Genomic DNA, 21,513 nt, shown 5'->3' with positions numbered 1-21,513 from the left:
AAAATTTTAACTAACCGCCACTTCAAAACCCTAAGCGATGTAAGAAAAGGCGATAAAATCACAGCCGTGATCAATGATGGTTCTTTAAAAGTTGAGATTATAGTAACAGCTCTTAGTGATGGCAATATAGGACAGATTATCAGCGTAAGAAATCAAAATAATCAAATTTTAAAAGCACAAGTAATAAATAAAAATCAAGCTATAATCAAGTAGAGGTAAAAATGAAATCATGTATATATCCAGGGACTTTTGATCCTATTACAAATGGGCATCTTGATGTTATTAAGCGTGCTAGTAATGTATTTGATAAGGTTATTGTAGCAGTTGCTTTAAATGAGAGCAAAACCCCATATTTTAACTACAATCAAAGAGTTGAATTAGCCAAAATCGCTACAAAAGATCTACCTAGCGTAGAGGTTATGGGATTTGATAATCTCTTAGTTGATTTTGCTAAATCGCTTAATATCAACACGGTTGTAAGGGGATTAAGAGCTGTAAGTGACTTTGAATATGAGCTACAAATTGGCTATGCTAATGCCTCTTTGTGGAGCGAATTTGAGACAGTGTATTTTATGCCAAGTCTTAAAAATGCCTTCATATCAAGCTCTATTGTTAGATCTGTTTTAAGTCATAAAGGGGATATTAGCTTACTTGTACCAAAAGATGTTTATCAAAAAATAAAGGATGAGTATGTTAATTAGTTTTGAAGGGGTCGATGGAGCGGGTAAAACAACGCAGATTAATATGCTAAAAGAGATCTATCCAAATGCCATAATCACTAAAGAGCCAGGTGGGACAGAGCTTGGAGCGATGATTAGATCGTATCTTATGAGCAATGCAAGTAAAATATCTCAAAGAGCTGAAATACTACTATTTTTAGCAGATCGTGCTGAACACTATGAGAAGATTATAAAACCAAATTATAAAAATTTAATCTTAAGTGATAGAAGCTTTATCTCAGGTCTTGCATACGCTATGGCAAATGATGATAATCTAGATATTAAAACCCTAATTGAGCTAAATAAATTTGCCCTTTGCTCGGACTTTGGGGATAAATTTATCTTTTTAAAAGCAAATAAAGAATTAATCCACCAAAGACTCTTTAATAGAGATTGTAGCGATGAGATTGAGAGTCGTGGGATTGAGTATTTAATGAGAGTTCAAGAATTTATGAGTATAATACTCACCGATTTAAAATTTGAAGTATTAGAGATAGACGCATCACTAGCACCAGAGATTATACAAGATAAAATAAGGAAATTTATATGATAACTGCTCTTCGTGGTATGAAAGATCTGCTTGAAAATGATGGCAAGCTATATAAATTTATAATACAAACCTGTGAAAGTGTAGTCAAAAACTACGGCTATAAATTTTGCGAGACCCCAAAGCTAGAAGAGACAACACTATTTAAAAGAAGCGTAGGACAAAGTAGTGATATTGTCGGTAAGGAGATGTATCAATTCATTGATAAAAGTGGTAATGATGTCTGCCTTCGCCCTGAAGGCACAGCTGGGGTGGTAAGAGCCTTTATAGAGAGTAAATTTGATAGAGTTGGTGGGATTAGAAAGTATTTTTATTATGGTAGTATGTTTAGGTATGAGCGTCCTCAGCGTGGGCGTTTGAGGGAATTTCACCAATTTGGCGTAGAGTGCTTTGGCGAAGCTAGCGTTTATGAAGATGCCTCAGCGATCTTAATGCTAAATGAAATTTTAAATAATCTAGGGATTAAAACAACTCTTAAAATCAACTCTTTAGGCGATGGCGAGTGCATGCCAACTTATAAAGATAAGTTGGTTAAATTTATAAATATAAACAAAGAAAATCTATGTCAAGACTGCCTAAGAAGGCTAGAGACTAATCCTATTAGAATACTTGATTGTAAAAATGATAGTTGTCAAAATATCCTAAAAAACGCGCCATTAATCACAGATAATCTAAATCAAATTTGCCAAGATGAGTTTAATAAACTTCAAGAGATTTTAAGAGCAAATGGGGTTGAGTTTGAGATTGACCCTAAGCTAGTTAGAGGTTTGGATTACTACTGCAAAAGTGCTTTTGAATTTGTAAGTGCTGAGATTGGCTCTCAAAGTGCTGTAGCAGGTGGTGGGCGATATGATAAACTTTGTGAGTATCTAGGTGGCAAACCTACTGCAGCAGTGGGCTGGGCTATGGGAATTGAGAGAATTATGGAAATTTTAAAGCAAAAAGAGCCACAAAATAGCCGTCAAGGGATTTATATATGTGCTTTAAATCCAAATTTAATAGATGAAATCTACAAAATCGCTCAAAAGCTAAGAAAGCACCATATAACAGAGATTTCATATGAAGCCAAAAGCCCAAATAAGCACCTAAATATAGCCGATAAAAGAGGGTTTGAGATATTTTTATGTCTTGGCAATGATGAGTTTAGCCAAAATCAAATTTGGTATAAAAATCTAAATGATAAGAGTGAAAAACGAATATCTATAGATGATTTATGGAGCAAAATATGACAAATGACTATGGACTTAGCCTTTGGGGTGATTCAAATTTTATAATTGATAGCGGTAAGGTCTGTCTAAATAGCGACTTAAAACCAGCATTAATCGATATAGTAAAAGAGATTAGAAATGATGGCTATAGAGGGCCTTTACTCCTTAGATTTCCACATCTTATAAAAAAGCAAATTGTCCAAGTCTATTCTAGTTTTGAAAGAGCCAAAAAGGAGTTTGGATATAGTGGAAGTTTTAATGCTGTATATCCACTAAAAGTCAATCAATATCCAGGCTTTGTAGAAAATTTAGTTAAAATCGGCCAGAGTTATGGCTATGGCTTAGAGGCTGGCTCAAAGGCTGAATTGCTCCTAGCTATGGCGTATAATAACTATGGTGCGCCAATTACCGTAAATGGATTTAAGGATAATGAGCTAATCGATATTGGCTTTATCGCTGCTGAAATGGGGCATAATATCACTCTTACAATTGAAGGGTTAAATGAGCTAAAATCGATAATCTCCACTGCCAAAGAGAGATTTAAGCCAAAGCCAAATATCGGACTTAGAATTAGACTTCATAGTAGCGGGACTGGAGTTTGGGCTAAAAGCGGTGGGATAAATTCCAAATTTGGATTAACATCAACTGAGCTAATTGAAGCGGTAAATTTACTAAAAGAGAATAATCTAATAGAGCAATTTACAATGATTCACTTCCATATTGGAAGTCAAATTGATGAAATTCACCCACTTAAAAAAGCTCTTATAGAAGCTGGAAACATATACGCAGAACTTCGTAAAATGGGAGCAAAATCCCTAAAAGCTATAAATTTAGGTGGCGGTTTGGCTATAGAGTATTCGCAATTTAAGGAAAATCCAAGTAGAAATTACACTCTAAAAGAGTATGCAAATGATGTTGTATTCTTACTAAAAACTATAGCAAATCAAAAAAATGAGATAGAGCCAGATATATTTATAGAAAGCGGTAGATATATTGCCGCTTCTCACGCTGTCTTGGTAGCTCCAGTGCTTGAGCTATTTAGCCAAGAATATACAGAAGAAAAATTGATATTAAAAAAAAATAATCCCCCTTTAATTAGCGAATTATATGACTTATATAGGAGTATAAAACCAAGCAACGCTATAGAGTATCTTCATGATGCAATAGATCATATGGAGAGCGTTTTAACCCTATTTGACTTAGGTTATGTAGATCTTCAAGATAGATCAAATAGCGAAATTTTAGTCCATCTAATCATGAAAAAAGCGATCTCGCTTTTAGGTAATAAGCAAAATTACGCTGAGCTTTTAAAAATTCAAGAAGAGGTTCAAGAGAGATACTTAGTAAATTTTTCTATGTTTCAAAGTCTACCTGATTTTTGGGGACTTGGGCAAAACTTCCCTATAATGCCTCTTGATAGGCTTGATGAGCGCCCTACTTTGTCTGCTTCTATTTGGGATATTACTTGCGATAGCGATGGTGAAATCAGCTTTGATGCGACTAAAAATCCTCTATTTTTACATGATGTGGATTTAGAAAAAGAGGATTATTTCTTAGGATTTTTCCTTGTTGGAGCGTATCAAGAGGTGCTTGGAATGAAGCATAATCTCTTTACCCATCCGACTGAAGCTACAATTATCCTTAATGAAAATGGCAATTATGAGATAAAAAATATCTTAGAATCACAATCTGTTATGGATATATTAGAAGATTTAGATTATGATATACACTCCATTAGAGATACTTTAAATGAAAGGATAGAAAACTCAACCTTGGTAGATGAGAAACAAAAAAAACATATCCTAGGTGAGTTATATCTATTTTTAAACGATAATGGCTATTTAAAAACTATAGGCTAAGAATGGGAATTTTAAAAACAATAATAGAAGATCTATCGCAACCAAAATCTCAAGATCCAGCATATCGTAGTTGCGTAGATCTGATATTTAACTATCCTGGTGTATGGGCTGTGTTTAATCATAGATTTATCCATGCTTTATGGGTTAAAAAATGGCATAAATTAGCTAGAATACTAGCTGGTATTAGCAACTTTCTAACTAGAGTTGATCTACATCCTGCAGCTGTGGTTGGCAGACGCGTTTTTATCGATCATGCAACTGGAGTTGTGATCGGAGAAACAGCAGTAATTGGCGATGATTGCTTAATATATCAAGGTGTAACTCTAGGTGGTGTAAGCTTAGATAAAGGCAAAAGGCACCCTACTTTAGAAGATGGAGTTGTAGTTGGTGCTGGGGCAAAAATTTTAGGCAATATAACTATTGGTAAAGGCTCTAAGATAGGTGCTAATTCAGTAGTAGTAAAAGATGTCCCACCTAACTCTACAGCCGTTGGAATTCCAGCTAAATGTGTTAGTGGCAACACTCGCCCATTAGAGCATAATAAACTACCTGATATTACAAAAGAGTTGCTAATATATCTCATAAAAAAAGTAGAAAATCTTGAATGCCACGGCGATTCTAAAATAGTATTAGACAAAAAATATCAAGAGTATATAAAATCAATCAAGGAGTAAAAAATGTTACTATCTCAAAGAATTTCTGTCCTAAGCGAAAGTATCACAATAGCAATTAGCTCAAAAGCCAAAGAGATGAAAGCAGCTGGGCTTGATGTCATTAGCTTTAGTGCTGGTGAGCCTGATTTTGATACACCTGAAGTTATCAAAAATGCGGTAAAATCAGCATTAGATAAGGGTTGTGGTAAATACACTCCAGTTCCTGGCACACCTGAGGTATTAGAGGCTATTGCTACAAAACTAAAAAGAGATAATAATCTAGATTATAAACCAAGCCAAATAATCACAAATGTGGGTGCTAAACACTCTTTATTTAACCTATTTTCTTGTATTATAAATCACGGCGATGAAGTTATTATCCCATCTCCATACTGGGTAAGCTATCCTGAAATTGTCAAATATTGCGGTGGAGTTCCAGTTATCATAGAAACTAGTGAAGATAATAAATTTAAATTAACTGCTAATCAGATAAAATCAGCCATAACCTCAAAAACTAGAGCAATTGTCATAAATAGCCCAAGCAACCCATGTGGTGGCGTATATAGTAAAGCTGAGCTTGAGGAGATTAGCGAAGTGTTAAAAGGGAGCCAAATCCTAGTAATAAGTGATGAAATTTATGAAAAATTAACCTACAATGGCGAATTCATCGCCTCAGCGTCAATTAGCGATGATATGTTTAAAAGGACAATTACCATAAATGGACTTAGCAAGTGTGGCGCAATGCCAGGCTGGAGATTTGGCTATATGGCAAGTAGCATTGATGAGCTAAATAAAGCCCTTAGAAAGCTCCAAAGCCAAAGTACGAGCAATATCTCAAGTATCGTTCAAGCTGGTGCTATCCCAGCACTTTTAGGAAAAGCTGATAATGATATAAAGTATATGAAAAGTAAATTTATAGAGCGTAGAGATTACGCAGTAAGTGCTATAAATAGCATAGAAAATCTAAGCGTAGTCTGCCCTGATGGCGCATTTTATCTATTTATCAATTGTAAAAATGTCGAGCCTAACTCAATGAAATTTTGCCAAGAATTATTAGAAAAAGCCTTAGTAGCCACTGTGCCTGGAGTGGGATTTGGTATGGATGGATACTTTAGACTTAGCTTTGCGTGTGATATAGATAGCTTAAAAATCGGTATTGAGCGCATTGCTGAATTTGTCAAAAATTATAAAAAATAAGCTATAGGAGTGCCATAAAGCACTCTTATTCAAACTAAATTCACAATCTTTAGCTATAATCCTAAGCTTATAAATAATAAAAGTATTAAAATGGGAAAAGATTTAGCAAAAAATAAAAAAGCATTTCATGATTATACCATCATTGAGAGCTTTGAAGCTGGTATAGTGTTACAAGGTAGCGAGGTTAAGGCACTTCGTGCTGGTAGAGCGAATTTAAAAGATAGCTTTGTGCGAATAATTCGTGGTGAGCTGTTTTTATTAAATGCTCACATCAGTCATCTCCAAACCGCTCACTCACACTTTCGCCCTGATGAGAGAGCGCCTAGAAAGCTACTTATGCACCGCAAACAAATCGATAAGCTCCTTGGTAAAGTCAGCACCGATGGCCTTACTATCGTGGTTTTAAGTCTATATTTAAATAATAAAAATATAGTAAAAGCTAATATAGCTTTAGCCAAAGGTAAAAATCTCCACGACAAAAGAGAAGCATTGAAAGAAAAACAAGCAAATTTAGAAGCTAGAGCAGCCCTAAAAAGATACATATAAAGGAAAAATATGAAAAATATTAAATTTATAACCCTATTTCTAACGGCATTTTTGCTACTTAATGGGTGTAGTAAAGATGAATCAAATACTCAAACAAGCCAATCAGAGCAGTATAAAACCGCAGATGAGATAGAGCTAACTAGCATAATTGGCACTAAAGCCACGCTAATACGCACAGAAAATGGATTTAAGCTCAAAGATAGCGATAAAATTCTAATGCTTGATATATTTGGTACATACTGCGCCCCATGCCAAAAAGAAGCCCCACACCTTATGGATTTTCAGCTTAAGAATGCAGATAAATTTATGTTAATTGGGCTAATTCACTTTGAAGATGTAAGCGATGAGTATGTGCTAGAGAACTTTAGCAAAAAATATAACGCCTATTATTTCATAGCAAATTCAAAAGAGAATAGCAAAATTGTAGATCAAATTCTAAATGATATTAACTACAATAGAGCCCTTTCTATCCCTTTTAAAGTGGTTTTAAAAGATGGAATATACCAAAGTCTAAGTGATAATATAGATGGCACAGTAGTTGGGAATAAATTCTACCTAGGAGAGGTTAGCACCAACACAATTAGCCAAGATATAGATAAGATTTTAAATGCAAACTAAAAGAACGCTTAATACTAAAACCAAGCTAAAAGAGTTTAAACCAACTCTTTTTAAGGTGATTTTATTAAACGATGACGTTACCACTATGGATTTTGTAGTTATGGTGCTTTGCGAAATTTTCAATAAAGAGCTAAGCCAAGCTGTAAATTTAATGATGCAAATTCATAAAAACGGAAGTGCGGTCTGTGGAATTTACACCAAAGAGATCGCACAAACCAAACAAAATCAAACGCTAAGCCTTGCTAAAGCAAATGGCTTTCCGCTAAAATGCGTTATAAAAGAGGATTAATGATAGAACAAAATTTAGCAATGTCAATAAAACAAGCCAATGACCTAGCCATATCTCAATCTCATGAGTATATTAGCTCAGAGCATATCTTATACACATTGACATTTGATAAGGAATTTATAAAACTTTTAGAAAATATCGGTATAAGCGATGTAGTAGCACTTAGAAATGATCTAATAAATATGTTAAAAGATACGCCAAAATCTAATGAGAAAAAGCCGCCGATACTCACTCATAAACTTAGCGAACTATTTTCTAATATCACTGAAGAAGAGAGATTTGGAGTAGAGGAATTTTTAGATGAAATTTTAGCTGATAAAAACTCCCAAATATATCAATTATTTGAATTTCACGGATTAAATTTAGAAGACAATGATCTACTATCTGTAGCCACAAATTTAAATGAATTAGTAAAAAATAATCAAATAGACCCAGTAATAAATAGAGATAAAGAGATTGATAAAGCACTACAAATCCTATGCCGCCATAAGAAAAATAACCCAATTTTTGTAGGCGAAGCAGGAGTTGGTAAAACCGCTATAGTCCAAGGAATAGCCCAAAGAATAGTAAATGGCAATGTCCCAGATAAATTAAAAGATAGTGTGATTTTTAGCTTAGATATATTTGCTATTTTAGCTGGAGCCAAATATAGGGGTGAATTTGAAGAGAGATTAAAAGAGATAATAAACCGCCTAAAAGAGAATAAAAATCACATAATTTTTATAGATGAAATTCACACAATACTAAACACAGGTAGCAATGACAATGGTCAAGACGCTGCAAATATCCTAAAGCCGCACCTAGCAAATGGAGATATTAGGTGTATTGGTGCGACTACTTATAGTGAGTTTAGGAATTTTAATAAAGATAGAGCCTTGCTTCGTAGATTTAATAAAATAGATGTCGCCGAACCAAGCAAAGAAGAGACTTTAGAAATTTTAAAAGGCTTAAGGCCAACTTATGAGAAATTCCATAGCGTAAAGTATAGTGATGAAATTCTAACTCAAAGTATAGAGATGGCTAAACGATATTTAAGTGATAAATTCCTGCCAGATAGTGCTATAGATATAATCGATGAGGCTGGAGCCGCTACAAATATTGAGCATAAAAAAAGCGTAACAAAAGCCAAAATAAATGAGATTGTCTCTAAAATGGCAAATCTATCTAATATCCAAACAAACTCTGATAACACTCAAATTTTAAAAAATTTAACCACCACGCTAAGCCAAAAAATATTTGGTCAAGACCTAGCTATAAAGAGCCTAAATGACGCTTTAATCACATCATACGCAGGGCTAAATGAGCCAAATAGACCTATTGGGGTATTTTTATTTACAGGAAGTAGCGGAGTTGGTAAAACTGAGTTAGCAAAAGAGTTAGCAAATGCTTTAAATATCCATTTTGAGCGATTTGATATGAGCGAATATATGGAGAAACACGCCGTAGCTAAGCTCATTGGGGCACCTCCTGGATATATAGGATTTGAAAATGGCGGTATGCTTACAAATATGGTAAAAAAGCACCCATATAGCGTGATTTTATTTGATGAGATTGAGAAGGCTCACCCTGAGCTATTAAATATATTTTTACAAATTTTTGATAACGCAACTCTAAGCGATGCGAGCGGAAATAAGAGTGATTTTAAAAACACAATTATTATAATGAGCTCAAATTTAGGCACCAAAGAAGCACCGATTATGGGCTTTAATAAAAGTGATAGCGATAAAACTGATAGAGCTGTGAAGGGATTTTTTACCGCTGAGTTTAGAAACAGAATTGATAAGATTATAAATTTCAACTCTTTAAGCCACGAAGTGCTTGAAAAAATAGTCCAAAAAGAGATAAAAGAGCTAGAAATATCAGCTAAAAAAGTTAAAATTTCCCTAAGCAAAAAAGCTATAAATGAGCTTATAAATCTAGGCTATAGTAGCGAATTTGGCGCTAGAAATCTCAAACGCACCATTAAGGATAATATAAATCTCAAGCTATCAAAAGAGCTTCTTTTTGGTGATTTGAAAAATGGTGGCGATGTTAGCATTGATTTTAATAATGGTGAGTTTAAATTTAGTAAAAATAGCCTATGAAATCCATCTTTCCAGATCCATCTAAAGCACCAAAAGATACGCCACTAGCTTATGGTGGCGATCTAAGTAGCGAAATTTTAATTGATGCTTATACGCATGGTATATTCCCTTGGCCTTGTGATGGAGCGATATTTTGGCATAGCCCCGATCCTCGTGCGATATTCTACCCGCAAAATGTTAAAATTCAAAAGAGTTTAAGAGCGTTTTTAAGGGATTATAGAGTTAAATTTGATTATAATTTTGCAAATTTTATAAATTTTTGCAAAATACAAAGAGAGTCTAAAGAGCCAACTTGGATAGACCAAAATGTCGTAGATAGCTATATCCAAATGCACGATCTTGGCTATGCTCACAGCGTGGAGGTCTATTATAAAGATGAGCTTATTGGTGGGCTTTATGGGTTGATATTTGGTAAGGTTTTTTGCGGTGAGAGCATGATAAGCAAGGGCAAAAATGCCTCTAAAGTTGCCTTGGTAACTCTAGCTAAAACTTTATCAAAGTATGATTTTATCATTGATGCACAGGTTATGAATCCTCATCTTGAGTTTTTAGGAGCAAAGAATATATCTAGAGATGAGTTTTTGGCTATTTTAAATATTAAGTCAAATCAACCTAGTGGATTTGAGAAATTTAGTGATTTAGAGCCAAATTTGGAATAAATTTTGCTTAATCAGCCTAATAAATTTAAAAGGATATCAGATGTATGCAGGTTTTAGCACTAGCAAATCAAAGCAACTAGTTGATTCTGCTCTTAGTAGTAGGGTTACTCGCAACCAACTAATCGCCAGTAATATCGCAAACATCGATACTCCATTTTATAAAGCCAAAGATATTGATTTTGAAACTGCTTTGATAGAAAAAAGAAAAGAGATCTATAAGCTAGGCGCAAACGAGCCAAAGCTAGAGTTAGCTAGGACAAATGATAAACATTTTGAGGCTATTGATTTTCCATCATCAAAGATACCAACCATATATCTAAGAGATGGCCATATGGCTAGAAATGACGCTAATACCGTGGATTTGGATATTGAAACAAGCGAAATGAGTAAGAATGTTTTAATGATTCAAGCTCTAGATTCAGCTAGTAAAAAACATGGCGATATATTTAAAAGCGTGATAGACGCAAGCTCAAAAATCTAAAGGATAAGTGATGGCATATTTAAGTGATTTTGATATTAGCGGATATGGTCTTAGTGCTCAACGATTTAGAATGAGCGTAATTAGCTCAAATATCGCTAACGCTCACACCACAAGAACAGCTGAAGGTGGTCCATATCGTCGCAAAGAAGTTGTATTTAAAGAGATTGAATTTGACAAAGAGTTAAATAATCAAATAAATGCTAAAAATGATTTTTTAGAAAACGAAAATCCATTAGATGATATAGACGCACCAAGATTTCCAAAACCTGCCATCTCAACTGTGATAGTAGATAAGATTGTCCGTGATGATAAGGATTTTAAAATAAAATTTGACCCTACTCACCCAGATGCTAATGATAAGGGCTATGTAATGCTACCAAATATAAATCCAGTAATTGAGATGGCAGATTTAATAGAAGCCACAAGAGCATATCAAGCTAATGTATCGGCATTCCAAAGCGCAAAAGCAATCGCAACAAGTGCAATTGATATGATGAAAGGATAATTTAGATGAATATTAATAACATATCAAATTTAAACCAAATAGAGCAAAAAAATAGTAAAAATACAAATTTAACAGACCAAAGCTTTTCTGATATATTAAATAAAACTCTAGGCGAGTTAAATGATGTCCAGCAAAAAGCTGATAAAGCTGTAGCTGATCTAGCCACAGGAGAGGTAAAGGATCTCCACCAAGCAGCAATAGCAATCGGCAAAGCAGAGACTAGTATGAAATTAATGCTAGAGGTTAGAAATAAAGCTATAAGTGCATATAAAGAGATAGCAAGAACACAGCTATAATGAATCAAAATAGTAGCCAAAGTAAGGTTTATATAGTATTTGTATTAATAATACTTGGTATTTTTATATTTTTAACGGTTATATTTTATCGCTCCAGTATAGAAAGAAGACTTCCAAAACTCCAAAGTAGCGACTACACAAGTGCAATGCGTGGATCTATCTTAAGCCAAGATGGATTTAACCTAGCAAGTAGCCAAAAGCTATTTAAAGCTATGGTTGATACTAGAAATATCGATCCAAATAAAAAAGAGCTATTTATAAAGCTATATACTCTATATAGTGGCGATGATCCTAAAAAAATTCGAAAAATCTTAGCCAAAAAGGGGTTAGTTACCCTCTCATATGAGATTGACGCTAAGGGTGCTGCATATCTAAAAGAGTTAGCTAGAAAGCTATATAGAAGCAAAGTTTTTATAGCCTATCAAGATCCAAAAACAGGTATAGTCTCCACTCAAGGAATGAGTATAGTAGAAAGCGGAGAGAAAAGGCTATATATGGCAAGTGATGCTCTAACTCCAACTATTGGCTATATAAAAAAGATAGAGATTGATGGGATTACCAAGGTTGAAGGGGTAAAAGGTATTGAAAAAATATATGACAACCTACTCTCTTCTACTCAAGATGAGCTAACCAAAGGGCCAAGGGATTTAGCAAATACAATTATATTAAGCAAAGACGCAGAGCTCTCACGCCGCATTGATGGCTATAATGTCGTGCTAAATATCCCTTTAAAACTCCAAAAAATCTTAGAAAAAATGGCAACTGCAAAAATGAATGAGCTAATAGCAAAAGAGGTAATTATAGGGGTGATGGATGCTAAAACTGGAGCTATAATATCTCTAGTATCCACCTCAAGATACAACCCATCAAATATAACTAAAAAAGATTACCAAGCACTAAATTCAACCGCAAGCGAATATGCATATGAGATGGGCTCTGTTATGAAGCCATTTATATTTGCCCTACTCTTAAAAGCTGGTAAAATAGATCCATTAGAGATAATAGATGTATATGGCGGTAAGTATAAACTAGGCAAAAGAGTTATCACTGATAGTCATAAAAATGATAAGCTAAGCGCTCAAGATATTATAGTAGAATCTTCTAATGTCGGTATGATACAAATCGTAGATAGATTAAATGAATTTGAGCTATATAATGGACTTTTGGATTTTGGTTTTTCTAGAAAAACAGGGATAGATTTAAGCTACGAGCAAGTAGGCATTATGCCATCTATATCAAAATTAAAAAATAAAGTATATAAATCCACTTTAAGCTATGGCTATGGCGTTCAAGCTACATTTATGCAGCTTTTAACCGCTTATAACGCCATCACAAATGATGGTATAATGATAACTCCACGCATAGTAAATCACCTAGAAAAAGACTCCAAAGCATACAAATATAAAGAGCAAGAGCAAACCCAAGTCTTACCCAAAGAGAGCGCTCAAAAGATGAAAGATATCCTAGTAAAAGTAGTAGAAAGTCCAAATGGCACCGCTAGAAAAACGCAAATTCCAGGTCTTATAATAGGTGGTAAAACTGGCACCGCTCATATAGCAGCAAGTGGCGGATATAGTGATAAGAGATATAATGCTAATTTCTTTGGCTTTGTGCGTGATGCTAATGGCAAAGAATATACCATTGGGGTGCTAGTGCGTGAGCCTATGAGACCATATCCATACTATTACGCATCATGGAGTGCATTGCCAATATTTCGCTCCACAGTTGAATTAATGGTAGAAAATGGTTATTTAACACCAGCTAAAGTGGAGATAAAGAATACAAAAAGCAAAGAGACAAATGTGATATTAGACTAAAATTTACCATAAATAAAAGCTTTTTAAGTCACTTTAGCATATAATTTGAGTTTCATTTTTTAAGTAGAGTTGATTATGAATTTAATAGAAAAATTAGAAAATAACCAAAGATTAGAATTTGACGATGCTATTAAGCTTTATGATTTGGAGCTATTTACTCTTGGTAAATATGCCAACAAAATACGAGAGACAAAAAATGGTAAAAAGGTATATTTTAATATCAATCGCCATATAAATCCGACAAATTTATGTGCTGATGTGTGTAAATTCTGTGCCTTCTCATCTCATCGTCAAAATGCTGAGAAGAGCTATACAATGAGCTATGAGCAGATTATACAAGCAGTGGATAGAAGCGTCTTAAATGGAGCAAAAGAGATACACATAGTCTCAGCTCACAATCCAAATGTATCGTGGCAATGGTATTTAGAGATATTTAAAATGATAAAAGATAAATATCCAAATTTACATATAAAAGCACTCACGGCAGCTGAAGTGGATTATCTCCATAGAAAGCATAATCTAAGCTATGAAGAAGTGATAGAAAAGATGATTGAGTATGGAGTAGATAGTATGCCAGGAGGTGGGGCTGAGATCTTTGATGAAGGGATTAGATCTGAGATTTGTAAAGGCAAAGTAAGTAGCGATAACTGGCTTAAAATCCACTCCCTTTGGCACCAAAAAGGTCGCCAAAGCAATGCTACAATGCTCTTTGGTCATATAGAGAGTAAAGAGCATAGGATAGATCATATTCTTAGAATTCGCTCACTGCAAGATCGCTCACTTGCGTTAAATAATGGTGGCGGCTTTAACGCTTTTATCCCGCTAGTCTATCAAAGAGATAATAATTATCTTAAAAATATCCCATTTTTAGGCTCGGTTGAGATATTAAAGACAATGGCAATTAGCAGAATTTTACTTGATAATATCAACCATATTAAGGCTTATTGGGCCACTTCTACTTTGAATTTAGCTCTAATAGCACAAGAATTTGGTGCTGATGATTTAGATGGCACTATAGAAAATGAAAGTATTCAAAGTAGCGCTGGAGCAGCTAGCAAAAATGGCAAAAGTCAAAAAGAATTTATAGAACTTATCCAAACAAGCGGTTTTATACCCGTAGAAAGAGATAGTCTATATAATGAACTTAAAACATACAATTAGGAAAATCTTATGGATATATTTAAACTAAAACAAAATGGCACAACCATAAAAACTGAGTTAAATGCGGCTCTTACGACATTTTTGGCTATGTTATACATTGTCCCCGTTAATGCTTTGATACTAAGTGATGCTGGTATGCCAAAAGATGCTTTATTAGTAGCTACGGCGCTCATTACCATTATCGCAACGATTTTTAATGGATTATGGGCTAACACCCCTGTAGCACTAAGCACTGGAATGGGGTTAAATGCCTATTTTACCTATAGTATGGTAATTGGTATGCAAATTCCATGGCAAACCGCACTTGGGGCTATATTTATTAGCTCTGCGGTATTTACTATTTTAAGTTTTACTAATTTTCGCCTTTGGATTATCAAAAATATCCCACTAGATTTAAGGTGTGCTATAAGTGCTGGTATTGGTGCTTTTATATGCTTTATTGGCTTATCGCAAATGGGGCTTATAGTCTCAAGCCCAGCAACCAAAGTAGCAATAGGCAATGTAGCAGATCCTAAGGTTTTAATCGGATTAATAGGCGTTATACTTATGATTATATTTTGGGCTTTGAAAATTCGTGGTGGATTTGTGCTAGCTATTGCTATTACTTCAATAACTGCTTGGGTATTTGGAATTTATGAAATTCCACAAAGCATAGTGTCAATGCCAGTTAGCATTGCCCCTATTTTTGGTGAGCTTGATATATTTTCAGCACTTCAAATTTCACTACTTCCAGCTGTTTTAACCCTATTTGTAACTCATCTATTTGATAGCATTGGCACTCTTACTGGGGTTGGAAATAGAGCCAATCTATTTAGTAGCTCTGAAGGAGAGAAAAAACTAGCTAGAAATTTAGAAAGTGATGCTATTGCTAGTATGGCTGGAGCCACTATAGGAACTAGCACTGTAACTGCATTTGCTGAGAGCGCAAGTGGGGTAGAAGCTGGTGGTAGAACCGGGCTTACGGCTGTATTTATCGGAATTTTCTTTATATTTACCCTATTTTTCTTGCCGCTATTTGGTGCCATTCCTGCTAATGCGATATATCCAGTGCTTGTGATGGTGGGGATTTTGATGTTTAGCGAACTTGGCAAGATAAATTATAAAGACCCAGCTATTTGCGTATCTACATTTTTAACCGTAATTTTAATGCCACTTACCTACTCTATTACCATTGGATTAAGCGTTGGATTTATCTCATATTTTATTGTCAAACTAGCATTAAGAAGATGGGAAGATCTAAATTTAGGCGTGATTACTCTAGCTGTGATTAGTCTATTTGCCTTTGCTGCTAGCTCTATGCCAGATCTATTTCAATCCATAATTGGAGGCTAAAGGTGAAGTATTATAGTTTTAGCTCATTTGAGCAAGATGTTAAAATACTAGCTAAAAAAATCAAAAGTGATTTTAATCCAGATGCGATCTTAGGTATAGCTAGAGGCGGACTTACTCTAGCTCATTTTTTAGCAAATGGGCTAGATATTAGAGATTGCTTTAGCTTAAATTCCATTCATTATGAAAAAACCAAAAAGCTAGATACTATTGAAATATACAATATTCCAGATTTAAGCAAATTTAAAAAAGTTTTAATCACTGATGATATTGTAGATAGTGGCGAGACTTTGGTAGCTATCAAAAAAGAGATTAATAAGCTATATCCAAATTTACAACTTTGCATAGCAACTATATTTTATAAGCCAAAAGCCCTTATAATACCAAATTTTAGTATTAGAGAAGCTGATGATTGGATAGAGTTTTTTTGGGATTTGAGTTTGGATTAGACAATGAAACAAGCTGAGATTTTGCTATATTATTTTTGCACAGGGCTAACTCTATGCATCTTATACGCAACTCAGCCTATTGGACCTATCTTTGAAAGTCAGCTTGGTATCTCTAAGACCCAGGCTGCTCTATTTACCACTGCGATCATGACTCCACTAGCGTTTGCGGGGATATTTTATGGCTATTTGCTTGAGAAAATTCAGATAAAAAGCATATTGGTTATAGCATTTTTACTTCTTGGAATTAGCGAGATTATCTTTAGTTTTACCCACTCATATTTTTTGCTTTTAAATATTCGTGGATTTCAAGGATTACTAATCCCTGCGGTACTAACAGGAATTATGAGCTATATCAGCCAAATTTCATCTAAAGAGAGTGTCGCAAATGCCATTGGCGTGTATATTGGAGTGACTATAATTGGTGGATTTATGGGTAGAGCGCTTAGTGGATTTTTTACTGATATTTTTGGGTGGAGGGTGTTTTTTTTTATAATTGGTTGTGTAGCCATAATCGCTTCAATGCTTTTGCTTAAATTTAGCCAAAATATTAAAGCTAGTTATCTCAAACCACGCCTAATAGATATAATCCACACGCTAAAAACTAAACACAATCTATATATATTTTTAATGATTTTTGGGATATTTTTTACATTTCAAGCAATGCTAAATTTCATTCCATTTGAGCTAGCTAAAATAGATAATGAGTATAGCTCATCAAAGGCTGGAATGCTCTATATAGGCTATTTAGTTGGCGTATTGGTGGCATTTAATACTAAAAAAATAGTAGCCTTTTTTGGCGGCTCAATCAAGGCTATAACCGCTGGAATAATCATACTAATCATCGCTATTCAGATTTTTAGAGTAGATAGCTTTGAGTGGATTTTTGTAGCGATGGTGATATTTTGCCTTGGTAACTTTATATCTCACTCAATTGCTAGTGGCTTTATAAACAAAATGGCAACATCTCATAAGGGAATTTCAAATGGATTATATGTGAGCTTTTACTATTTTGGCGGTGCGCTTGGTAGTTTTGTGCCTGGGTTTATCTATATGCCTTTTGGTTGGAGTGCGTTATTGTGGTTTATTAGTGGTGTTAGCTTGATTTCGTTGATATTTATAATGGTGATTCGTGATATTAAAAATTAATATATATTGGCTCTTTGGAGCACTCATTTTAAACCTATCTCTTTTAATTTTTAGTCTAAGTGGATTAAGCATTAGCTATTATGAGGCTCAAATTTACTATAGTAACTCAAATTTAGGAGCAATACTACGCTATATTAGCTCTATTTTTAATAGCAATGAGACTATGCTTAGGGCAATGTTTTTAACCTTACATATAGCCAATTCACTCCTTATCTACGCCATCTCTTTAAAGATTTTAAAACGACAAAGTGATTGCGTGATAGCTGCTATTTTATATATGTTTTTGCCTGGGGTATTAGTAAGCGCTCTTATCATCAACCAAGAGAGCATTGCTATATTTCTTACACTCATCATAATCCTTCTAGAGCAACACTCTAAGAGAATTCTAATGAGCCTAACTCTAGCCATAACCTTGCTATTTAGTGAGCCATTTATCGCCTTATATCTTGCTATTATGCTATTTGGAGTATTTAATAGAGATAAAAAAATGGCAATCCTTGGGGTAATATTTTGTATCGCTTGGTATTATCTAAATGGCTTTGATGCTAGTGGCAAGCCACGGGGGTATTTTTTAGATTCTATGGCGGTATTTGCTGCGGTTTTTTCTCCTTTACTTTTTATATATTTTATATACACTTTATATAGAATCGCTATTAAAGAAAATAAGAGTTTTTTATGGTTTATTAGCACGACTGCCATTGGTGTGTGTATGCTAATCTCTATGAGACAAAGGGTGGAATTGGAGATATTCTTGCCATTTTGTGTGATTTTCGTGCCTGTTATGGTACGGACATTTTTTGCTTCATATCGCTCAAGACTTCCACAATTTAGAACAACACACAAAATAGCAACTATAGTAGTCCTAGCTACCTTAGCTATAAATAGCCTAACTATAATATTTCATCAATATCTATATCTATTTTTGGATAAACCAAGCAATCACTTTGCCTATAAATATGATATTGTAAAAGAGTTAGCAAATGAGCTAAAAAAGATGGGTATAACGAGCGTTAGCACAAATTCAATCCTATCACTTCGGCTTAAATTTTATGGTATTGAAAATGGCAAAGAGTATAAATTAAGCCAAAAATATCAAAAATCTTGTAAAAATATTAAAATATCTAAATTTAATAAAACCATCGCCACATTCTACCTATGCAAAAAATAAAAGCTTTTAGTATTCTTGAGCTTATAATTGTTATGATAATAATTGGTATATTTATATCCATCACAACTATAAATTTCAAAAATGATGAGCTATTAAGAGCTGTAAATCAAGTAGCGTTTCATCTTAGATATACTCAATATCTAGCTTTGATAGATGATAAATTTAATCCAGATGATAAAGATTGGTTTAAAGGCAGGTGGCAAATATACTTTATAAAAACAATCGATAAAAAAAGCGTCTTACACTATGCTGTATTTAGCGATAGTGGCAAATATAGCGGAAGTCCAGATGGCTATGAAGTAGCCAAAAATCCGCTAAATCCAACCAAGGTTCTAGCCATCTCACACGCTGGGATAAGTAGTATAAACCCAACTGATGAGCTAGATTTGATGAGTAAATTTAATATATCTAATGTGGAGCTTTTAGATGGGTGTAGCTACTATAATTCAACTAGAATTAGCTTTGATAATCTTGGAAGACCATATAAAGGCAATCCAAAAAGTAGCTCTAACTCCACTCAAAATTTAATCACCTCCACTTGTAAAATCCGCCTAACCCATAAAAATGGCGAGTGCATCCATATAAATATCGCCCCAATCACTGCTCTAATAAGCATAGCAGATCCGCAAAAAAATTGCAATTAACCCCATTATACAAAGCTCGGAGCATCATTACTAAATAAGATTAAATCCCCACTCATAGTATTTGATGATAAAAACTCACCCATTTTAGACTTATCAAATAATCTTACAATCTTAGCTTTTTTAATATACTTTGTTAGCTCATTTTCATTTAAAGCACTTGTAATTACCAAAATATCAAAAACATCATCTATAGCCTTTGAAAGCTCGATATTTACGCCACTTCCACCCTCTATAATACCTGGCGTTAATATAATTTTTCTTCCTTTAAACTCACTTACAAGCTTATAACTAGCTAACATACCATTTAAATTTCCATTAAAGCTATCATCGATAATTACCTTGCCATTAGCATCAATCCTTTGAAGTCTATGCTCTACGCTTTTTATGCTATCTAAATTTATATTTTTAACCCCAGCAGCCTTACAAGCCAAAATCGCAGCGGCAAGATTATAGCTATTAAACTCACCAAGCAAATTCGCACTAAAATGCCTTTTTACCCCATCTAAGCTCATATCAAACCAAACCCCATCAAGGGTGCTTCTAACCCCACTTACTAGCTCATCGTAGATTATGGCTTTATCTTTTAAATTTGTAGAGCTGTGAGCTATACAAGTCTTAAGTCTATTTGAGTTTAACGCCTCTAACTTTACAGCCCTTACCCTATCAAGTGAGCCAAAATACTCTAAATGCGCCCCACCAATCTGCCCTATAACCACAATCTGCGGATTTATAAATTTAGCAATCTCATCTATATCGCCACTAAGTCTAGCCCCAGCTTCAACTATATAAAGCTCCACATCACTGCTTAAATTATCATTAATATCACGAATGATCCCAAGCAAAGTATTTACGCTTCGTGGGGTCTTATGAGTTTTAAGCTCCCCATTAGCGATATCATAGATAAAATTCTTAATACTAGTCTTGCCAAAACTAGCTGTCACTAAGATAATTTTTAAATTTGGCATAGATTTTAGCTTTGAGATGGCTTGATTTTTATACCAAATAGCTACTATTTTTTCGCTAAGAGTGCTAAATAAAATGGCAAAAATCAAGCTAAAAATCGTATGAAAAAGCCAATTCCCACTATAAGGACAAAAGCTAAAAAGCCCAAATCCAACCACCAAAAAAGCAAAAAATCTCTTCACCCTAGCAGTTATCACCACCCTTTTATCTAGCTTATAAGCCCAAAAAATAGTAGCTATCAAATATAAAATAGTAATTGAAATTTGATATATAAAATTATCAAAAATAGCTATCAAAAATAGCGGTAAAATGATAAAATATATATGCCACATCGGCTTAGTATAGTGAAAAATCACCCTTTTAATCTTATAATTAAACCACTGAAACGCACTAATAAAATAGTATCCAAGAGTCATAACAAAGATAAATTTAGCCAGCACCAAGAATATACTCACTTTAGCTCCTTAGATATGGTTTGAGATATAAATTTAGCATTATTTAAGAAAAAAAAGTGATCGCCTTCAAGTGGGTAAAATTTGCTATTTTTAATCAAACTAGCAATCTTTTTCCCACTACTAAGTGGCGTCGCATCATCGCTAATCCCCCAAAATATAAGAGAATTTGAGTTAAGATTAGCAAAAATGGAGCTAAAATCCTCATCTACAACGCTCTTTAGCGTCTCATACATAATCTTACTCATATTATTCACATCTTTAGTAGCAAAAAATCTCCAAAATCTACTAAATCCAAAACGCTTTAAAAGCTTAAAAATAGCTATCTTAAATCGAACACTAAGACGCTTTTTATGGATTATCCCAGCACTACTAAGCAAGATTAAATTTTTTGGCTCTAAAAGTGTAGCTACCTTCCCACCAAAGCTATGCCCCATAATAGCATCAAACTCAAATCCTAGCATACTACTAAATTTACTTACAATATTAGCATAATCACGACTATTAAGCGCTACTTCTAAATGGCTACTAAGCCCAAATCCAGGGAGATCTAAATATACACAATTATAATCATCAAAATATCTACTAAATGCCCTTTTCATCAGCTCCTTATTTGCTCCCCAGCCGTGTAGGATTAGGATATTTTGACCGCTATTTTGCCCTGAAATTTCATAGCTTAATTCATACTTTAATCCATTATACTCTATCTGTTTTACCGCCATC

24 protein-coding genes are annotated in these 21,513 nt (G+C 34.1%); 22 read left to right on the top strand and 2 right to left on the bottom strand.

Annotated features, from left to right (window positions below; genetic code table 11):
- From CSUIS19073_RS04215 to CSUIS19073_RS04110, 22 genes are all read left to right on the top strand, one after another.
- Nucleotides 1-213: flagella basal body P-ring formation protein FlgA (locus CSUIS19073_RS04215; RefSeq protein WP_337214381.1), on the top strand; the 213-nt coding region annotated here is incomplete at its 5' end.
- Between the two features lie 8 nt (nt 214-221).
- On the top strand, nt 222-701 hold the full coding sequence (coaD, locus tag CSUIS19073_RS04210; protein WP_086236797.1) for a pantetheine-phosphate adenylyltransferase: 480 nt from the start codon (nt 222-224) through the stop codon (nt 699-701).
- The gene (gene tmk, locus CSUIS19073_RS04205) at nt 691-1,269 is read left to right on the top strand and encodes a dTMP kinase (protein WP_086236798.1); all 579 of its coding nucleotides are present in this window, start codon (nt 691-693) and stop codon (nt 1,267-1,269) included. The genes coaD and tmk overlap by 11 nt, the downstream gene beginning before the upstream one ends.
- Entirely contained in the window at nt 1,266-2,495 is a 1,230-nt protein-coding gene (gene hisS, locus CSUIS19073_RS04200; RefSeq protein WP_086236799.1) for a histidine--tRNA ligase, read from the top strand. Before tmk ends, hisS begins: the two co-directional genes overlap by 4 nt.
- A complete protein-coding gene (gene speA, locus CSUIS19073_RS04195; RefSeq protein WP_086236800.1) occupies nt 2,492-4,333 on the top strand; it encodes a biosynthetic arginine decarboxylase in 1,842 nt (613 codons plus the stop codon). Before hisS ends, speA begins: the two co-directional genes overlap by 4 nt.
- Before the next feature lie 2 nt (nt 4,334-4,335).
- The gene (cysE, locus tag CSUIS19073_RS04190) at nt 4,336-5,007 is read left to right on the top strand and encodes a serine O-acetyltransferase (RefSeq protein WP_086236801.1); all 672 of its coding nucleotides are present in this window, start codon (nt 4,336-4,338) and stop codon (nt 5,005-5,007) included.
- Nucleotides 5,008-5,010: 3 nt separating this feature from the next.
- Complete coding sequence (locus CSUIS19073_RS04185) at nt 5,011-6,183, top strand: pyridoxal phosphate-dependent aminotransferase (RefSeq protein WP_086236802.1); 1,173 nt, start codon at nt 5,011-5,013, stop codon at nt 6,181-6,183.
- 90 nt (nt 6,184-6,273) lie between these two features.
- Nucleotides 6,274-6,729 (top strand): SsrA-binding protein SmpB, encoded by a 456-nt coding sequence (gene smpB / locus CSUIS19073_RS04180; protein WP_086236803.1) that lies wholly within the window; start codon nt 6,274-6,276, stop codon nt 6,727-6,729.
- Between the two features lie 9 nt (nt 6,730-6,738).
- On the top strand, nt 6,739-7,347 hold the full coding sequence (locus CSUIS19073_RS04175; RefSeq protein WP_086236804.1) for a thioredoxin: 609 nt from the start codon (nt 6,739-6,741) through the stop codon (nt 7,345-7,347).
- Nucleotides 7,337-7,636: an ATP-dependent Clp protease adaptor ClpS gene (locus CSUIS19073_RS04170; protein WP_086236805.1), complete on the top strand. Its 300-nt coding sequence runs from the start codon at nt 7,337-7,339 to the stop codon at nt 7,634-7,636. The genes CSUIS19073_RS04175 and CSUIS19073_RS04170 overlap by 11 nt, the downstream gene beginning before the upstream one ends.
- On the top strand, nt 7,636-9,720 hold the full coding sequence (locus CSUIS19073_RS04165) for an AAA family ATPase (RefSeq protein WP_086242134.1): 2,085 nt from the start codon (nt 7,636-7,638) through the stop codon (nt 9,718-9,720). The genes CSUIS19073_RS04170 and CSUIS19073_RS04165 overlap by 1 nt, the downstream gene beginning before the upstream one ends.
- Nucleotides 9,717-10,379 carry a leucyl/phenylalanyl-tRNA--protein transferase gene (gene aat, locus CSUIS19073_RS04160; RefSeq protein ID WP_086242135.1) on the top strand — a complete coding sequence of 221 codons (663 nt, stop codon included), beginning with the start codon at nt 9,717-9,719 and terminating at the stop codon, nt 10,377-10,379. Before CSUIS19073_RS04165 ends, aat begins: the two co-directional genes overlap by 4 nt.
- A gap of 40 nt (nt 10,380-10,419) precedes the next feature.
- Nucleotides 10,420-10,860: a flagellar basal body rod protein FlgB gene (gene flgB / locus CSUIS19073_RS04155; protein WP_086236808.1), complete on the top strand. Its 441-nt coding sequence runs from the start codon at nt 10,420-10,422 to the stop codon at nt 10,858-10,860.
- Between the two features lie 10 nt (nt 10,861-10,870).
- Nucleotides 10,871-11,365 carry a flagellar basal body rod protein FlgC gene (gene flgC, locus CSUIS19073_RS04150; protein ID WP_086236809.1) on the top strand — a complete coding sequence of 165 codons (495 nt, stop codon included), beginning with the start codon at nt 10,871-10,873 and terminating at the stop codon, nt 11,363-11,365.
- A 5-nt stretch (nt 11,366-11,370) separates the two neighbouring features.
- Nucleotides 11,371-11,661 carry a flagellar hook-basal body complex protein FliE gene (gene fliE, locus CSUIS19073_RS04145; RefSeq protein WP_086236810.1) on the top strand — a complete coding sequence of 97 codons (291 nt, stop codon included), beginning with the start codon at nt 11,371-11,373 and terminating at the stop codon, nt 11,659-11,661.
- Nucleotides 11,661-13,478, top strand: a complete 1,818-nt coding sequence (locus CSUIS19073_RS04140) for a peptidoglycan D,D-transpeptidase FtsI family protein (RefSeq protein ID WP_086236811.1) — start codon at nt 11,661-11,663, stop codon at nt 13,476-13,478. Before fliE ends, CSUIS19073_RS04140 begins: the two co-directional genes overlap by 1 nt.
- A 72-nt stretch (nt 13,479-13,550) precedes the next feature.
- Nucleotides 13,551-14,639 carry an aminofutalosine synthase MqnE gene (gene mqnE, locus CSUIS19073_RS04135; RefSeq protein WP_236845259.1) on the top strand — a complete coding sequence of 363 codons (1,089 nt, stop codon included), beginning with the start codon at nt 13,551-13,553 and terminating at the stop codon, nt 14,637-14,639.
- Between the two features lie 9 nt (nt 14,640-14,648).
- The gene (locus CSUIS19073_RS04130; protein ID WP_086236813.1) at nt 14,649-15,971 is read left to right on the top strand and encodes an NCS2 family permease; all 1,323 of its coding nucleotides are present in this window, start codon (nt 14,649-14,651) and stop codon (nt 15,969-15,971) included.
- 2 nt (nt 15,972-15,973) lie between these two features.
- Nucleotides 15,974-16,417, top strand: coding sequence for a phosphoribosyltransferase (locus CSUIS19073_RS04125; protein WP_086236814.1), 444 nt, complete (start codon nt 15,974-15,976; stop codon nt 16,415-16,417).
- 3 nt (nt 16,418-16,420) lie between these two features.
- Nucleotides 16,421-17,563: an MFS transporter gene (locus CSUIS19073_RS04120; RefSeq protein WP_086236815.1), complete on the top strand. Its 1,143-nt coding sequence runs from the start codon at nt 16,421-16,423 to the stop codon at nt 17,561-17,563.
- Entirely contained in the window at nt 17,547-18,731 is a 1,185-nt protein-coding gene (locus CSUIS19073_RS04115; protein ID WP_180379358.1) for a hypothetical protein, read from the top strand. The genes CSUIS19073_RS04120 and CSUIS19073_RS04115 overlap by 17 nt, the downstream gene beginning before the upstream one ends.
- Complete coding sequence (locus tag CSUIS19073_RS04110; RefSeq protein WP_086236816.1) at nt 18,719-19,375, top strand: prepilin-type N-terminal cleavage/methylation domain-containing protein; 657 nt, start codon at nt 18,719-18,721, stop codon at nt 19,373-19,375. Before CSUIS19073_RS04115 ends, CSUIS19073_RS04110 begins: the two co-directional genes overlap by 13 nt.
- A 5-nt stretch (nt 19,376-19,380) precedes the next feature.
- Here the strand turns inward: CSUIS19073_RS04110 and CSUIS19073_RS04105 are convergent, their stop codons facing one another.
- Both CSUIS19073_RS04105 and CSUIS19073_RS04100 read right to left on the bottom strand, forming a co-directional pair.
- Complete coding sequence (locus CSUIS19073_RS04105) at nt 19,381-20,793, bottom strand: Mur ligase family protein (protein ID WP_180379359.1); 1,413 nt, start codon at nt 20,791-20,793, stop codon at nt 19,381-19,383.
- Complete coding sequence (locus CSUIS19073_RS04100; RefSeq protein ID WP_086236817.1) at nt 20,790-21,512, bottom strand: alpha/beta fold hydrolase; 723 nt, start codon at nt 21,510-21,512, stop codon at nt 20,790-20,792. Before CSUIS19073_RS04100 ends, CSUIS19073_RS04105 begins: the two co-directional genes overlap by 4 nt.
- Between the last annotated feature and the right edge of the window lies 1 nt (nt 21,513).

Origin of the sequence: Campylobacter sp. RM19073 (assembly GCF_024723495.1) — a bacterium.
Classification (GTDB): domain Bacteria; phylum Campylobacterota; class Campylobacteria; order Campylobacterales; family Campylobacteraceae; genus Campylobacter; species Campylobacter porcelli.
The sequence above is the reverse complement of the archived record's forward strand: the minus strand, read 5'-3'. Positions and strand labels throughout refer to the sequence as shown.

Coding starts and splice junctions, on each gene's coding strand:
- coaD (WP_086236797.1), top strand. CDS start 222: ATGAAATCATGTATATATCCAGGGACTTTTGATCCTATTACAAATGGG.
- tmk (WP_086236798.1), top strand. CDS start 691: ATGTTAATTAGTTTTGAAGGGGTCGATGGAGCGGGTAAAACAACGCAG.
- hisS (WP_086236799.1), top strand. CDS start 1,266: ATGATAACTGCTCTTCGTGGTATGAAAGATCTGCTTGAAAATGATGGC.
- speA (WP_086236800.1), top strand. CDS start 2,492: ATGACAAATGACTATGGACTTAGCCTTTGGGGTGATTCAAATTTTATA.
- cysE (WP_086236801.1), top strand. CDS start 4,336: ATGGGAATTTTAAAAACAATAATAGAAGATCTATCGCAACCAAAATCT.
- CSUIS19073_RS04185 (WP_086236802.1), top strand. CDS start 5,011: ATGTTACTATCTCAAAGAATTTCTGTCCTAAGCGAAAGTATCACAATA.
- smpB (WP_086236803.1), top strand. CDS start 6,274: ATGGGAAAAGATTTAGCAAAAAATAAAAAAGCATTTCATGATTATACC.
- CSUIS19073_RS04175 (WP_086236804.1), top strand. CDS start 6,739: ATGAAAAATATTAAATTTATAACCCTATTTCTAACGGCATTTTTGCTA.
- CSUIS19073_RS04170 (WP_086236805.1), top strand. CDS start 7,337: ATGCAAACTAAAAGAACGCTTAATACTAAAACCAAGCTAAAAGAGTTT.
- CSUIS19073_RS04165 (WP_086242134.1), top strand. CDS start 7,636: ATGATAGAACAAAATTTAGCAATGTCAATAAAACAAGCCAATGACCTA.
- aat (WP_086242135.1), top strand. CDS start 9,717: ATGAAATCCATCTTTCCAGATCCATCTAAAGCACCAAAAGATACGCCA.
- flgB (WP_086236808.1), top strand. CDS start 10,420: ATGTATGCAGGTTTTAGCACTAGCAAATCAAAGCAACTAGTTGATTCT.
- flgC (WP_086236809.1), top strand. CDS start 10,871: ATGGCATATTTAAGTGATTTTGATATTAGCGGATATGGTCTTAGTGCT.
- fliE (WP_086236810.1), top strand. CDS start 11,371: ATGAATATTAATAACATATCAAATTTAAACCAAATAGAGCAAAAAAAT.
- CSUIS19073_RS04140 (WP_086236811.1), top strand. CDS start 11,661: ATGAATCAAAATAGTAGCCAAAGTAAGGTTTATATAGTATTTGTATTA.
- CSUIS19073_RS04130 (WP_086236813.1), top strand. CDS start 14,649: ATGGATATATTTAAACTAAAACAAAATGGCACAACCATAAAAACTGAG.
- CSUIS19073_RS04120 (WP_086236815.1), top strand. CDS start 16,421: ATGAAACAAGCTGAGATTTTGCTATATTATTTTTGCACAGGGCTAACT.
- CSUIS19073_RS04110 (WP_086236816.1), top strand. CDS start 18,719: ATGCAAAAAATAAAAGCTTTTAGTATTCTTGAGCTTATAATTGTTATG.
- CSUIS19073_RS04100 (WP_086236817.1), bottom strand. CDS start 21,512: ATGGCGGTAAAACAGATAGAGTATAATGGATTAAAGTATGAATTAAGC.